A 14,395-nucleotide genomic window follows, 5' to 3' on the forward strand; every position below is an offset into this window, starting at 1 on the left:
TTATTCCTTTGATAATGCACTAATAGGATTTAAATTTGCTGCATTTCTTGCAGGGAAAAAACCAAAAATCACGCCAATAAGCATAGAACTTAAAAGTCCCAAAAATACAGAATAGGCATTTAAAATCATAGGAAAATCCGTACTTAAAGTATTAAAAGCAAAAATAACAAAAATCGATAAAATTACACCTAAAATCGCCCCTATAGTACAAATCATAACCGCTTCGATTAAAAACTGCATCATAATATCTTCTCTTCTAGCCCCTATAGCCATGCGTATGCCTATTTCTCTTGTTCTTTCACTTACAGAAACAAGCATGATATTCATCACTCCTATACCCCCAACAATCAAAGCAATCACAGCCACACAAGCGGTAAGTATGGTTGTAGTGCGTTTATTTGCTGTAATAGCTTGCTTAAAAGTGTCAGAATTAAAAGTAAAAAAATCCTTTTGTCCGCGTTTAATTTCTAAAATTCTTATAATAGCATTTTCAGCCAAAGTTGAACTCACATCATCTTTAACCTTAACTATGATTTCACGCAAATTTCTATCTCCTGTAAGCTTATTCATCAGTGTTGTATAGGGTATATAAAGACGTACTACATTATCTTCTATAGGCTTGTCTGTATCTTTTTGCAAAACTCCTATAATCTTAAAAGGTTGAGAATTAAAAAGCACCACACGACCTAAAATATTTTCACTTTTTTCATCAGGAAAAAGATTTTTTTTAGCATTAAAATCCAATACAGCAACATTAGTACTATTTTTTACATCATCATTATTTAAAATTCTTCCCGCATCTATCCTTAAACCTTCTATAGCAAAATTATTTACCCCTACTCCTTCAGCTCTTGCGCTTAAAGAAATATTGGTATAAGTTGCCACTCCTGAAGTATTTGAATGAGCATCAACTGCTTCTAAATATTCTAAAGATCTTAGCGTTTCTAAATCACTAAAATTAAGCCTTGTTTTACCCGAACGCAAATCCCCAAATCCTTTTCCAGGGCGAATTTCAATAGTATTTGTCCCAAGTCTTGCAATAGACTCAAGCACTTTAGCTTGAGAGCCTAATCCTAAAGCTACAACACAAACTACAGAAGCAATACCTATGATGATTCCAAGCATAGTTAAAATAGAACGAAGTTTGTGTGCAAGTATGGAAGAATAAGCTATCTTAAAACATTCAAAGGCTTGATTTTTAAGCAAAGTAAATGTTTTTTTCTCTTTAGACATTGTTTTTAAAGTGAGTTTTTCTTGAGCTTTTTCCTTTTTAGTATCGCTTAAAATTTCTCCATCTTTAATCTCTATAACCCTTTTAGCCTGTGCTGCGATTTTTGGATCGTGAGTTACTAAGACTATAGTATGACCTTGTGTGTTAAGTTTTTGTAAAATTTCAAGCACCATAATACCACTTTTACTATCCAAAGCTCCCGTTGGTTCATCAGCTAAAATAAGCTCTCCGCCATTGATTAAAGCTCTCGCTATAGAAACGCGTTGTTGCTGCCCTCCGCTTAATTCGTTTGGCTTAGAATCTAACTTGTGAGCTAATTCTAAATCATTTAAGAGTTTTTTAGCATTTTGACTTCTTTCTTGTAAATTTTTTCCCGCATAAACTGCAGGTAAAGAAACATTTTCTTTAGCACTCAGCAAGCTTAAAAGATTGTATCTTTGAAATATAAAGCCTATTTTTTCACGCCTTAATCTTGCTTTTTCATCATTATTAAGTTTAGTGACTTCATACTCATCAAAAACATAAGTTCCACTACTTGGCGTATCTAATGTTCCTATGATATTCAAAAGTGAAGTTTTACCACTTCCACTTTGTCCTATAATAGCAACAAATTCACCTTTTTCTATACTTAAACTTACATTTTTTAAAATGGCATTTTCGCCTATATTTTTGCAAATATTTTTAAGAAAAATCATTAAAATCTCAACTTCATTTTAGGAGCTAAGCCATCAGCACTTGAGCTTACTATCAATTCTTCATCTTCATTTACACCTTCTAAAATTTGAGTATTGATAGAATCTTTAATGCCAAGTTTGACATATTTTTTAACAGCTTTTTGATTTTTCAAAATTTCAACATAATAGCCTTTTGGATCGCTTTTAATTGCATAAGTTGGCACTGCTAAAACAGCCTTTGCACTTGCTACGACAATTTCATTTTGTATACTCATACCAATACGCAAAAAATCATCTTTATTGGCTACATAAAATTTTGCGTAATAATAAATAGCATTTGATGAGCTTGAGCTTGAAGAACTCGAACTTGATGAGCTTGAGCTTGTACTAGAATCACTCACTTCAGTATCAGCTGGATCTATACTTGCAATCTTAGCATGATAAGTTTTTTGAGGATCATTAAGCAAAGAAAAATCAAGCTCTGTTCCTACTTTTATCTTACTCACATCAGCCTCTGCTATTTCCATTCTTACTTCCATTTCGTCTAAATTAGCTATACGGACTATAGTAGGAGTGTTTTGATTAGCATTAACTGTTTGTCCTTCATCTACAGCTACATTAATCACAACACCATCCATAGGAGCAGTAATGGTTGTATAACCTAAATCTTTTTGTGCATTTTTAAGAGTGATTTCAAGCTGAACTACTTGAGCATTAAGCTCTGCAACATTGGCTTTTAAAGTATAATAATTATTTTTTTGAGTTTCTAAATTTTCAAGAGAACTTGCTTTAGCTGCATAAAGTTTTTGCTCTCTTTGATATTGCTTATTCGCAATCTCAAGGGCAACTTTTTTACTCTCTAAATTAGCCTTAGCACTTTCAAGCTGAGCTTTTGTAATATCTAAATCGTTTTGTTGTTTATCTTTATCAATTTGAGCGATCAAATCACCTTGCTTTACATGAGTTCCCACATCAACATAAAGTTTTATAATTTGTCCACTAACTTGAGCACCCACATCGACTTGATCTTTGGCATATACCTTTCCTACTGCCTCTATGGTTTGAGATATATCTTTTTTTTGTATTTTTTGAGTTAAATAGCTGATTTTTTCATCATTATTAAAAAAAATAAAATAAGCCCCAACACTTCCAAGTATTGCAATTAAAATGATTAAAACAATCTTCTTTTTCATAATAACAAATCCTAAAGAAAAATCAAGATTAAATTTTACTCATTTTTTGTGAATTTTTTGTGAATTTTTAATTCTATTTTATAAATTTAAAAATTCTAAAGCCATCATCACATCACCCTGCATTAAAACTTTTAAATTTTCATCATCCCAACAAAAAGTAGAACTATGATGCAAAGCTGGATGATTTAAATCCTTTGAAATTCCAACAAATACATAAGCCCCCATTCTTTCTCGTGTTAAAAAAGCAAAATCTTCAGCCCCCATGTCAGGTTTAGAAGAAACAATGATATTTTCTTCTCCTAAGACCTTTGCAAAAGCTTTTCTTGCTATTAAAACAGCTTTTTCATCATTAATCAATGGAGGAAATTCTTTAGTATATTTAAGCTTATAATCTCCGCCATTGGATTTTGCTGTAGCAGCAGCCACTTCTTCTAAAGAACTTTTTAAAATATCTTGCGTTTTATCATTTAAAAAGCGCACAGTTCCTTTTAAATAAGCATTTGTAGGAATAACATTATAAGTAGTTCCTGCACAAATTTGACCTACGGTAATCACCCCTGCTTCATAAGGGGCTAAACGTCTAGAAATAACACTTTGTATATTATTTACAAATTGCGTTGTCATAATTATAGGATCTATACAAGTGTGCGGATGAGCTCCATGCCCTCCTCTGCCAATAAATTCCAAATCAAAAATATCCGTTCCAGCCATCATTTCACCACTTACAATTTGAGCAGTATTTTCAAGCAAAGGCCCCCATAAATGACAACCAAAAACTGCATCAACATAAGGATTTTCCAATACACCTGATTCTATCATAGGTTTAGCTCCACCGCTTCCCTCTTCTGCGGGCTGAAACATAAATTTAATCGTGCCACAAAATTCATCTTTAAGCTCATTTAATATCAAAGCAGCTCCCAAAAGCCCTGCTGTATGTCCATCATGTCCACATGCATGCATCTTACCATCAATTTTTGAAGCATAGCTTAGATTAGTTTTTTCTTGCACAGGCAAAGCATCCATATCCGCTCTTAAAAGAACACATTTTGGTTTTTTCTGACTCTTCTTTTTTCCTTCTATAATAGCTAAAATTCCTGTTTTTGCAATATTTTTTTGATATTTAATGCCAAACTCATCTAAAATTTTACACACTAAATGGGCTGTATTTTCTTCTTCAAATTCAAGCTCAGGATGCATATGAATTTGATGTCTTAAATCAACTACTTTATCATAGTACTTTAGTGCTAAATTTTCAACCAGCTTTTGCATTCTTTTCCTTAATCTAAATCTTTTATTTTCTCATCTGCTTTTTTACTGTCAAGTTTTTCCAAATTCGCCTCCATTTTTCGTATTTCTTCTTCTCCACTACGCACTAATTTTGCATCAATTTTGGAAAAATCTCCAGTTTTTTTATTTGGATATTCTACCTTAGAAAGTATAAAACGCAATAAATTTAATCTTGCTTTTTTCTTATCATCAGAAGAAATAATAGTCCAAGGACAAGTTGGAGTATTAGATGCTAAAAGCATAGAGTATTTAGCTAAAGTATATTTATCCCATAATTCTTGCGATTTTTGATCCACAGGAGATAATTTATATTGTTTAAGTGGATCGCTTCGGCGTTTTTCAAAACGTTTTTTTGCTCGTCTTTTGATACTGAAAAATAAAATTTAAAAAAAATAATATCACTATTTGAAATCATATTTTCAAACAAAGGCACTTCTCTTAAAAAATCTTTATGTTGTTGCGGTGTACAAAAACCCATAACCGGTTCTACTCCTGCACGATTATACCAAGATCTGTCAAAAATCACAATCTCACCGGCTGAGGGCAAATGTGCTATATAACGCTGAAAATACCACTGTGTTTTTTCCACATCACTAGGTTTTTCAAGAGCCACAACGCGGCAACCACGCGGATTTAAATGCTCAATCAAACATTTAATCGCCCCACCTTTTCCAGCCGCATCACGCCCTTCTATAAGTATAAGAACCTTTAAACCCTTGGCTTTAACATGATTTTGAAATTTCAAAAGCTCAATTTGCAAATTCTTTAAATCTTTTTCATACTTCTATTATACTTTTCTTTCTTTTAACAGAAACATAAATTTCATTCTTTTTAACAACCGCTTGCGTTTTTGGAGAATTATTTTCTTGCATTTTCAAACCTTTATAAAGTATTTAAAGTGAATTTACCATAATAAATTATAATTGAAGCTAAAAATAAAGGAAAAAATAAGTTTTTAGGAAATTTATGCGTATTTTTGGTATTATTTTATTAAGTTTTTGTTTATGTTTTGCTTCTATATTATCTTTAAATGAAGCTTTTAATGTAAAATTAAACTCTTATAATAACTCTATCTCAATTGATATTGAACTTGGAAAAGATATTTATCTTTATTCTAATAAACTTAAATTATATATAAACGAAAAAGATATAAGTTCTTTGATTAATCTACCTCAAAGTTCTACAAGAGGTAATGAAAATGTTTATTATCAAAAATTAAATTTAGCTTTGCCAAATTTATTACTAGAGCGCTTTGCAAAAAATACCACAAATTTAATCAAACTCGAATTTCAAGGCTGTTCTGAACAAGGCTTGTGTTATAATCCTCAAACTTGGTACTTTGATCTCATTTCTAAAAAAGATGCTTTTGAAATTTCAAAACCTTACAAAGCTCAAAAAACAGATAAAAAAACTAAAATTGAATCTGAAGAAAGCTCTATAGCAAATTTTTTAGCAACAGATAACTTTTTTTGGATTTTGCTAAGTTTTTTTGGCTATGGACTTTTACTCTCCTTAACACCTTGTATTTTACCTATGATTCCGATTTTATCTTCTCTTATCGTAGCAAAAAGTAATGCTAAATTTTCAAAAAAATATAGTTTTTTTCTCTCTCTTATCTATGTTTTTTTCATGTCTTTAGCCTATGCTATTGCTGGAGTTATAGCAAGTTTTCTAGGAGCAAGTATTCAAGGAATTTTACAAAAACCTATTATTTTAATTCTTTTTGCTCTAATTTTCATAGCTTTTGCTTTTGCTATGTTTGGAGCTTTTCGTTTTGAATTGCCATTAAGATTTCAAACCTTTATACATAAAAAAAGCGAAAAAGGGAAAGGAGTTTTAGGTATAGCCATCATGGGATTTTTATCTGCTTTAATAGTAGGTCCTTGCGTAGCAGCTCCTTTAGCAGGTGCTTTAATTTATATAGCCAATACAGGCAATGCTTTATTAGGTGGTAGTGCGCTTTTTATCATGAGTTTTGGCATGGGTATACCTTTGCTTTTCATAGGCTTAGGATTAGGTTTTATTAAACCTGGTTTTTGGATGGAAAAAGTAAAAATTTTCTTTGGTTTTGTTATGTTGGCTATGGCTATTTGGATACTTTCTAGAATTATTGAAGAAAATTACATTTTAATTGCCTATGGAATTTTAGGTGTATTTTTTAGTGTTTTTATGGGAATTTTTGAAAAAAGTTTTACAATAATTTCTAAAATTAAAAAAAGTATTTTAATTCTTATTTTAGCTTATTCTCTAAGTATTTTCCTAGGGGGACTTTTTGGGGCTAAAAATTTCTTAAATCCTTTAAATTTCAATACTATATCTGCCTCAAAACCTGCTTTAAGCTATGATTATATCAACAATTTTGAACAATTAAAGCAAGAAATACAAACAAATACAAAGCCCATAATGCTTGATTTTACTGCATCTTGGTGTGAAAATTGCAAACTTTTAGATGAATTAACCTTTAGCGATGAAAGAATCATACAAAAAATGCAAAATTACAAACTTATCAAAGTTGATGTAAGCGAAAATAATAATGAACAAATTAAAACCATGAAAGAATTTAATGTTTTTGGCCCACCTGTTTTAATTTTCTTTGAAAATGGAAAAGAAAAATTAAAAATCACGGGTTTTATCAGTGCTGATGATTTATTAAAAAAACTAGAACCATGAAAATTCAAAGTTTGCAAATAGGGAAAATTAAAAACTATAAAAATTTCCAAAGCGCATTTATTAAAGATACTTACCTAGAAGAAACACAAATTGATTTTCTAGGTATTTTAGATGATCAAATAGCTGATAAAATTCATCATGGAGGCTACCATAAGGCTATTTTTGCCAACTCTTGTCAAAACTATCCTATATGGGAAAGATTTCTTAATAAAAAGCTAAATTTTGGCTCAATAGGTGAAAATTTGAGCATCGATGGGCTTTGCGAACAAAATGTTTGCATAGGTGATGTACATCAAATTTCAAATGCAATACTGCAAGTAAGTGAACCTAGAAAACCTTGTGTAAAAATTTCTAGAATTCACAATAATTCAAATTTTACACATGAAATTTTTAAAACGGGTTTGAGTGGATGGTATTATAAAGTTTTACAAGTTGGACAAATACGAAAGTATGAAAATATTAAAATTTTAGAAAAAAATTCTACTTCACTTAGTGTATTTGAACTCAATCAACTTTTTTACTCCCCGCATCAAATTCTTAAGCAAAATCCGAATTTATTAGATAAATTAGAAAAATTAAACTCTCTCATATCTCAAAATTGGCACGAAACGATACACAAACGCTTAAAAAATACTTACGATATAAGCTATATGGATAGCTTATAAGTTTTTAAAGTTATTTTTAGGTAAAATAATTCTTTTTCGAAAGGATAATCATGCAAAGACAAACATGGAGTAGCACACTAACTTATATTCTAACAGTTGCTGGAGCAACCATAGGATTTGGAGCAACTTGGCGTTTTCCCTATCTTGTAGGAGAAAATGGTGGCGGTGCTTATGTATTAGTTTTTTGTATAGCTATGATTATCATAGGCATTCCTGTTATTTTAGTTGAAAATATCATAGGCAGAAAAGCGATGACAAATAGCGTAGATGCTTTCAAACAAAAATGGCAAAGTATTGGATATATGGGACTTTTAGGAAGCTTTGGCATAATGGCTTACTACATGGTACTTGGAGGATGGGTTTTAGTTTATATTTGGGAATTAACCCTAGGGAATTTTAGTCTTGCCAATGTAGTAAGCAAAGAATTTACTCATCAGTTTTTTAACGACAAAATAGCCTTCAATCCTTTAGGAGTTGGTATTTTTACCACTGTTTTTGTAATTATTAATTATATTATTTTAAAAAGAGGCATTATAGATGGTATAGAAAAATCCGTAAAATTTTTAATGCCTTTATTATTTATCTGTCTTATTATTGTTGTAGGACGCAATTTAACCCTTGATGGAGCTATGGCTGGAGTTAAATTTTATCTTGAACCTGATTTTAGTAAAATTTTATCACCAAAACTTTTAATCGATGTTTTAGGACAAGTCTTTTTTGCTTTATCCCTAGGTTTTGGGGTAATGATAACACTTTCATCTCATCTTAATAAAAATGAAAATATGGCAAAAACCGCTATTTATACAGGGGTTTTAAATACTATCATAGCTGTTTTGGCTGGTTTTATGATTTTTCCAGCACTTTTCTCAGCGGGACTTGCTCCAGATAGCGGGCCTTCTTTGGTTTTTGAAACTTTACCTATAGCATTTTCTCATATCCATTTTGGCACCATTGTGTGTATTTTATTTTTTATCTTACTCTTGATTGCAGCTTTAACCACAAGCTTGCCAATTTATCAAGTTATTATTAGCGTATTAGAAGAAAAATTTAAATATTCTAAAAATCTTTCTATTAACCTAACTCTAGGGTTTATCTTCATACTTGGCAATCTTCCCTGTATTCTAACTTATGGGCCTTGGCGTGATATTGTTATCATCAAAGGAAAAAACATTTTTGATAGTTTTGATTTCATTAGTGGAAATATTTTGTTTGTTTTAACTGCATTTTTTTGCTGCATTTATGTAGGTTGGATTTTAGGTAAACAAGAAAGTCTAAAAGAACTTAGCAATAACAATACACTTAAAAGTTCATGGTTTGGAATTTGGTTTTATTATGTAAAATATATAGTGCCTTTGATTATTTTAATCATTTTTATCTATGGAATTTTAAACTAGTTTTTTAAATTTATATCTCTCTAGCATAGTGGAATTTCCTAAAATTCCACCTTGATGTATATAAAGCAATGGTTTTTTCCACTCTTGTTTTAATGCTATACTTAATCCTAAAATATCATACAACAAGTCAAATTCTATATTGCACTTTAACTTTAAATTCATATAAAGCTCATAAAATTCTTTATACGGTCTAGCAAAGTGATATTTTTTATCACTTGTTAAAAATTCTAAATTTGAAAAATCATAGCTTGGATCTAATGTTAAAATTTGTTTTTTAAGATATTTAATATCACCTACACAAGCGCAAGTAAATACTTTAAATTTAGAATACTTTGCCAAAAAAGCTGCCGAAGTGCCTGTGCCCGAAGGTAAAAAAATATCAAAATCAAGCTTTAAACTTTGACTTTGCATTTGAATTTCTTGAGCAAGTTCCATATAGCCATATTGAGCTTCTAAATTAGCTATGCCTTGTTCTATAAAAATATCATCTTTTTTACACAAAGACAAAGCAAATTGCTTTAAAGATAAAGAATGGATATTTTCTACAAAATCAACACCATTTTCTAAAGCTAAAGCATAGTTTCCACAAGGATTATTCTTAAGAAAAGTAGAAATTTTTTCACAAGCAAAAACAAGCTTATATGATCTTTGTTTAGCAAAAATACTTAATGCCGCCAAAGCATTACTTTGGCTTCCTCCATAACTTACAAAAGATTGATTTTTAGGATATCTTTGATGGATATAAAAAGCAAGTTTCCTAGCTTTATTTCCATTAATTTCTCCTAATAAATCATCTCTTTTAATATAAAATTCAAATCCGTTAAAATTGATTTTTTGTATAGGACTAATTGTTTTAATGAAATTCAAAGAATTTTTCTACATCTTTTAAAGCATTATCATTTTTAATGCTAAATTTTATTTCTATGCGACGACTCTTATCCTTATCTTCAACTCCGTTGACAAACACGGGATCTGAAAAAGAACGTCCACTTGCCATTAAAAGCTTTTGAAGCTTATCACTCTTATAAAAAGTATAGATAAAATTCATCACCTCATAAGCTCTTTTTTGCGACAAATCTAAATTATAAATATAAGATCCATCACTATCAGTATGTCCTTCAATAATGATATTTTCAATGTTAGAAAAAATTTTTGGATCTTCAAGAATAGCATCAAAATATTCGCTTAAGATTTTTCTCAAACTTGCCTTTGCCTCATTTTTTAACACATAAGAATCTTTATCAAAAAGTACTTCAGCAGGCAAAGAAATAGATCCTGTCTTTTCATCTATAGTGATATTATTATCAAGCTTACTTTGTAATTCCTTGCTTAAATTTTCACGAATCAAACCAAGATTTTGCACCTTTTCTTTAGCTTTTTGAAAATCTTCTTGTAAATTTTTAAGCTCTTCATCTTTTTTCTCTAGTTGACCTAGTAAAATCAAAATTTGCTTATCTTTATTATCTAAAGTTGAGTTTAAATCTTTACTTAACTGCTTGTAATTTGTAATATTAGCCTCTAATTCTGCTTTTTGAGAATTAGCAAGATTTAAAGCACTAGAAGCATTGTTTAAATCAGAACTTAGTTTAAACACTATGGCTTCTTTATTTCTAAGCTCTTCTTTACTCTCCTCTAAGCGTGCCTCTTGTTTATTGAGATTATCTTTGATTTCTTTTAAATCACTTTGAGTTAAAACATATTTTACAACAATAGCACCTATTAGCAAAATAAAAACAAACAGCAATCCTGCCATTAAATCAGCATAAGCTATCCAAAAATTGCTATCTTCTTTTGACTCATTTTTCATTTATTTTCTTTATCTTCATTTTTTAGCTCATCATTGCTTTCTTGCTTAGATATTTCTGCTTGAATTTCATCTTGATTTTCTTCAGTCTTAGACTCTGAAAAATCTTCTATTTGTTTGGTTTCATTTTCTTTATTCTGATTTTCATCCCCAGAAAGCTTGCTCATCATTTGACTTGTTTCTTCATCAAGTGCTTTCATTTCTTTTTTAAGCTCATCCATCATTTTGATTTTAGCATCAATACTTTTTTCTTCTTCATATACTTCTTTAAATTTATGCATACCTTCAAACAAGCTTGCTTTAAATCCCTCAAAAACCTTTTCTTGACTTTCCAACATTGCTTTTTCATAAAGTTCAAAATTTTTACCAAAACGCTCTATTTTTTCATCGAATGCACTTAGTGTCTTATCAAGATGATGAATTTTATCACTACTGATATCGAGCAAGCGATTATATTGTTCTGACATTCTTGTATTGATTTCTTTTAAATTTTGATTGAGCAAACCTATACCATTTAACATTTCACTATAAAGCTTTCCAAGATCGCGTTGATCTCTTTGTGCTTTACTAAGCTCACCCATGGTTTGTTTGATATGTTCACTACTTAATCTAATAGCCTTTTCTTCTACATTTAGCATATCTTGGAAAATACCAAATTTTCTATCAATAGCATGATCAAGCTCTGCAAAAAAATCATCATTACTAACTTGTTTAAAAATTGCTCCAATTTTTTCAAAATGTTGCAAACTTTCAGTTAAATATCTTTGATCAAGCTCTTCTTTTGTCCAAAAAAATCCACTTGTAGCGTTTTTTTGACGATTTAGCAAACGATCTATTTTGCTTTTACCATATTTTTCAAAAAACATCCACCATAATGCAAGAAAAATTCCATAAATTGAAACATAAAAAGCAGTTCCCACTCCACTTAACAAATCTGCAATTTCTTGTTCTAAAGCGGCTGTATCACTAGAACTAAAATTTGGCATTGAAAAAGCTATACTGATAAAAGTTCCTAAAATTCCCATCATTGGAAAAATTGCCGAACCTATACTAGCAAAATTCTCATTTCTTGCACCCTTAATATATGTATAAGCAAAGTCATCAAAATTGGCATTTGATTTCGTGTCTTTCCCTATGGCAAGAAAATGCCTCATAATATGTCTTTTTAAAGCCTGTTTAAATTCATCTTTTTGTTGTTCAAAAATACTATACGCATACTCAGCACTATGTCTAGCAAAAATCAATGCTGTAAAAAAAATCACACCTGTCATAATAACCGTATGTAATTCGACCTTAAAGTCAATTACATTAAAATAACCCAATAAAATCAAAATATAAAGAAAAGCTGGAATAAAAATAATTTTAAAATAAACCAAAGAACCTCTTGCATCTTTGCCTTCAGGCAAAACAAGTTCTGAAATTTCATCTGATTTAATATCCATGAAACCAATACCTCATTAAAAATTTTATTTTAAAGATTGTTACTTAATTTGATAAAAATTTTTAAAACAAAATAAAACTAAGCTTTTAAAATGCTTAGTTTTTGTTTATACAGTTTAAATCTTCAAAAGCGATTTCAAGACGTTTTATCATGCTTTCTTCACCGCTTCTTAACCAAACACGCGGATCATAGTATTTTTTATTTGGCTTGTCATCACCTTCTGGATTTCCAATTTGTCCTTGCAAATAAGCCCTATTTTTAAGTTCATATTCACGCACCCCATCCCAAAAAGCCCATTGAGTATCTGTGTCAATATTCATCTTAATTACGCCATAGCTTACTGCATTTTTAATATCTTTTAGCTCACTACCGCTACCGCCATGAAATACAAAATTTATAGGCTTATCGCTATTTAAAGCAAATTTATCTTTTACAAATTTTTGCGAATTTTTTAAAATTTCAGGTTGTAAGCTAACATTTCCTGGCTTGTAAACTCCATGTACATTTCCAAAGCTTGCTGCGATTGAAAATTTATCACTAATTTTTCCAAGTCTTTCATATGCAAGAGCTACATCTTCTGGTTGGGTATAAAGCTTGGAATTATCAATACCTGTATTATCCACTCCATCTTCTTCGCCACCTGTACAACCTAATTCTATTTCAAGCGCGACACCTAAAGCATCAAGTTTTTGAAGATAAACTTCACAAGTGCTAAGATTTTCTTCTAAACTTTCTTCGCTAAGATCAAGCATATGAGAACTAAATAAAGCTTGTCCATGGGTTTTTTTATATTGTGCATTTGCCTCAATAAGCCCATCAATCCAAGGCAAAAGTTTTCTTGCAGCATGATCAGTGTGTAAAATCACAGGTACACCATAAGCTTTAGCAAGTAAATGTACATGTTTAGCCCCACTAATTGCACCTAAAACTTCTCCATTAGGACAATTTTTCCCTGCATAAAATTTTGCCCCACCATTTGAAAACTGGATAATAACTGGAGAGTTAACTTTTTTTGCAGCTTCTAAAACTGCATTAATAGAATCAGTTCCTACAACATTAACAGCAGGGATAGCAAAACCCTCTGCTTTAGCATAGTCATAAATTTTATTAAGCTCATCTCCGCTAATCACCCCTGCTTTTACAATGTCTAAAACACCCATTATTTATATTCCACTTTAGCACTATTTAAGAGATCTTGGCCTTTTTGATTGATAACTTTTTTAAATTCTTCAAATTTAAGTCCGTTTTCAATACCTTGTTTTACTTCATCAAATTTGATTTGACCTTTAGCTTGCGAATTTTCTTTTAAGATTACATGATAACCAAAATTCGTTTTTACCGGAGTTGTAGTAATAGTACCATTTTTAAGCGCGAAAGCAGCATCTGTAAAAGGCTTTACCATAGTTGATTGATCAAACCAACCAAGCTCACCACCTTGGTTTTTTGAACCTGGATCAATTGATTTCTCTTTAGCAAGCTCGCTAAATTTAGCATCTAGTTCTTTACCTTTTAAACCTTTAAGTTCGTTAATAATATCCTTAGCTTCTTTTTCTGTCGCTACTAAGATATGTTTTGCTTGCACTCTTGCAGGTTTTACATATTTGTCTTTATTTTGATCATAAAAAGCTTTAACTTTAGCCGCATCAATTTTAATAGTATTTAAAATTTTCTCTTGATAAACATTAACAAGTATTGCATCTTTTGCACGATCAAGTTCTTTTGTGTATAAAGGGTCTTTTTCTAAATTTTGTTTTTTAGCATCTTGCAAAATTAAATCTTGCATAATATATTGCTGAATAAGAGCTTTTTTTTGATTATCTGGCAAAGTTTTAAAATCCTGTCCTCTAAGCATAGGGGCAAAAAATTCACTTACTTCTGTATCGCTAATGCTCTTGCCATTAACAGTAGCTACTGTAGCTGCATTTACATTTAAAACTACACCTGCAATCAAAGTTGCTGCGACTAAAGAAAATTTTTTCATTAGGTTTCCTTTTTAATAAAATGTATATAAAATCAATTATATCTAAACTTGGTTT

The 14,395-nt window shown here is 30.5% G+C and carries 11 protein-coding genes and 1 pseudogene; 3 read left to right on the forward strand and 9 right to left on the reverse strand.

From position 1 onward, the window contains the following. The 4 genes and pseudogenes from FBF15_RS05105 to ppk2 all read right to left on the reverse strand — a co-directional run bounded on the left by FBF15_RS05105 (window position 1) and on the right by ppk2 (window position 5,257). Complete coding sequence (locus tag FBF15_RS05105; protein ID WP_165434591.1) at window positions 1–1,926, reverse strand: ABC transporter permease; 1,926 nt, start codon at window positions 1,924–1,926, stop codon at window positions 1–3. Beyond that, window positions 1,926–3,098 carry an efflux RND transporter periplasmic adaptor subunit gene (locus tag FBF15_RS05110; RefSeq protein ID WP_165434592.1) on the reverse strand — a complete coding sequence of 391 codons (1,173 nt, stop codon included), beginning with the start codon at window positions 3,096–3,098 and terminating at the stop codon, window positions 1,926–1,928. Before FBF15_RS05110 ends, FBF15_RS05105 begins: the two co-directional genes overlap by 1 nt. Before the next feature lie 78 nt (window positions 3,099–3,176). Further along, complete coding sequence (locus tag FBF15_RS05115; protein ID WP_002852326.1) at window positions 3,177–4,367, reverse strand: M20 family metallopeptidase; 1,191 nt, start codon at window positions 4,365–4,367, stop codon at window positions 3,177–3,179. A gap of 8 nt (window positions 4,368–4,375) precedes the next feature. Beyond that, window positions 4,376–5,257: pseudogene (gene ppk2, locus FBF15_RS05120) on the reverse strand (polyphosphate kinase 2). A 94-nt stretch (window positions 5,258–5,351) separates the two neighbouring features. On the opposite strand from ppk2, the gene FBF15_RS05125 reads away from it, so the two are divergent. The 3 genes from FBF15_RS05125 to FBF15_RS05135 are packed head-to-tail and all read left to right on the forward strand — an operon-like array spanning window position 5,352 to window position 9,114. Then, window positions 5,352–7,055, forward strand: a complete 1,704-nt coding sequence (locus FBF15_RS05125) for a protein-disulfide reductase DsbD (protein WP_165434593.1) — start codon at window positions 5,352–5,354, stop codon at window positions 7,053–7,055. Then, a complete protein-coding gene (locus FBF15_RS05130) occupies window positions 7,052–7,720 on the forward strand; it encodes an MOSC domain-containing protein (RefSeq protein ID WP_052803893.1) in 669 nt (222 codons plus the stop codon). The genes FBF15_RS05125 and FBF15_RS05130 overlap by 4 nt, the downstream gene beginning before the upstream one ends. Before the next feature lie 50 nt (window positions 7,721–7,770). Beyond that, complete coding sequence (locus FBF15_RS05135) at window positions 7,771–9,114, forward strand: sodium-dependent transporter (protein ID WP_002908265.1); 1,344 nt, start codon at window positions 7,771–7,773, stop codon at window positions 9,112–9,114. Here FBF15_RS05135 and FBF15_RS05140 read toward each other — a convergent pair. From FBF15_RS05140 to peb4, 5 genes are all read right to left on the reverse strand, one after another. Further along, window positions 9,106–9,981, reverse strand: coding sequence for a 1-aminocyclopropane-1-carboxylate deaminase/D-cysteine desulfhydrase (locus FBF15_RS05140; RefSeq protein WP_002859104.1), 876 nt, complete (start codon window positions 9,979–9,981; stop codon window positions 9,106–9,108). The genes FBF15_RS05135 and FBF15_RS05140 overlap by 9 nt on opposite strands. Further along, a complete protein-coding gene (locus FBF15_RS05145) occupies window positions 9,968–10,921 on the reverse strand; it encodes an OmpA family protein (protein WP_002852313.1) in 954 nt (317 codons plus the stop codon). Before FBF15_RS05145 ends, FBF15_RS05140 begins: the two co-directional genes overlap by 14 nt. After that, a complete protein-coding gene (locus FBF15_RS05150; RefSeq protein WP_002852205.1) occupies window positions 10,918–12,360 on the reverse strand; it encodes a MotA/TolQ/ExbB proton channel family protein in 1,443 nt (480 codons plus the stop codon). Before FBF15_RS05150 ends, FBF15_RS05145 begins: the two co-directional genes overlap by 4 nt. 94 nt (window positions 12,361–12,454) lie before the next feature. Continuing rightward, entirely contained in the window at window positions 12,455–13,519 is a 1,065-nt protein-coding gene (gene fbaA, locus FBF15_RS05155; protein ID WP_002852272.1) for a class II fructose-bisphosphate aldolase, read from the reverse strand. Then, window positions 13,519–14,340, reverse strand: a complete 822-nt coding sequence (gene peb4 / locus FBF15_RS05160; protein ID WP_002852119.1) for a peptidylprolyl isomerase PEB4 — start codon at window positions 14,338–14,340, stop codon at window positions 13,519–13,521. The genes fbaA and peb4 overlap by 1 nt, the downstream gene beginning before the upstream one ends. Between the last annotated feature and the right edge of the window lie 55 nt (window positions 14,341–14,395).

Origin of the sequence: Campylobacter sp. CFSAN093233 (genome assembly GCF_011068165.1) — a bacterium.
In the GTDB taxonomy this organism is placed as follows: Bacteria; Campylobacterota; Campylobacteria; order Campylobacterales; family Campylobacteraceae; genus Campylobacter_D; species Campylobacter_D jejuni.

Bases quoted from the DNA above. Each gene is read 5' to 3' on its own strand.
- FBF15_RS05150 (WP_002852205.1), bottom strand. From the start codon at position 12,360: ATGGATATTAAATCAGATGAAATTTCAGAACTTGTTTTGCCTGAAGGC.
- FBF15_RS05125 (WP_165434593.1), top strand. From the start codon at position 5,352: ATGCGTATTTTTGGTATTATTTTATTAAGTTTTTGTTTATGTTTTGCT.
- fbaA (WP_002852272.1), bottom strand. From the start codon at position 13,519: ATGGGTGTTTTAGACATTGTAAAAGCAGGGGTGATTAGCGGAGATGAG.
- FBF15_RS05115 (WP_002852326.1), bottom strand. From the start codon at position 4,367: ATGCAAAAGCTGGTTGAAAATTTAGCACTAAAGTACTATGATAAAGTA.
- FBF15_RS05110 (WP_165434592.1), bottom strand. From the start codon at position 3,098: ATGAAAAAGAAGATTGTTTTAATCATTTTAATTGCAATACTTGGAAGT.
- peb4 (WP_002852119.1), bottom strand. From the start codon at position 14,340: ATGAAAAAATTTTCTTTAGTCGCAGCAACTTTGATTGCAGGTGTAGTT.
- FBF15_RS05135 (WP_002908265.1), top strand. From the start codon at position 7,771: ATGCAAAGACAAACATGGAGTAGCACACTAACTTATATTCTAACAGTT.
- FBF15_RS05105 (WP_165434591.1), bottom strand. From the start codon at position 1,926: ATGATTTTTCTTAAAAATATTTGCAAAAATATAGGCGAAAATGCCATT.
- FBF15_RS05130 (WP_052803893.1), top strand. From the start codon at position 7,052: ATGAAAATTCAAAGTTTGCAAATAGGGAAAATTAAAAACTATAAAAAT.
- FBF15_RS05145 (WP_002852313.1), bottom strand. From the start codon at position 10,921: ATGAAAAATGAGTCAAAAGAAGATAGCAATTTTTGGATAGCTTATGCT.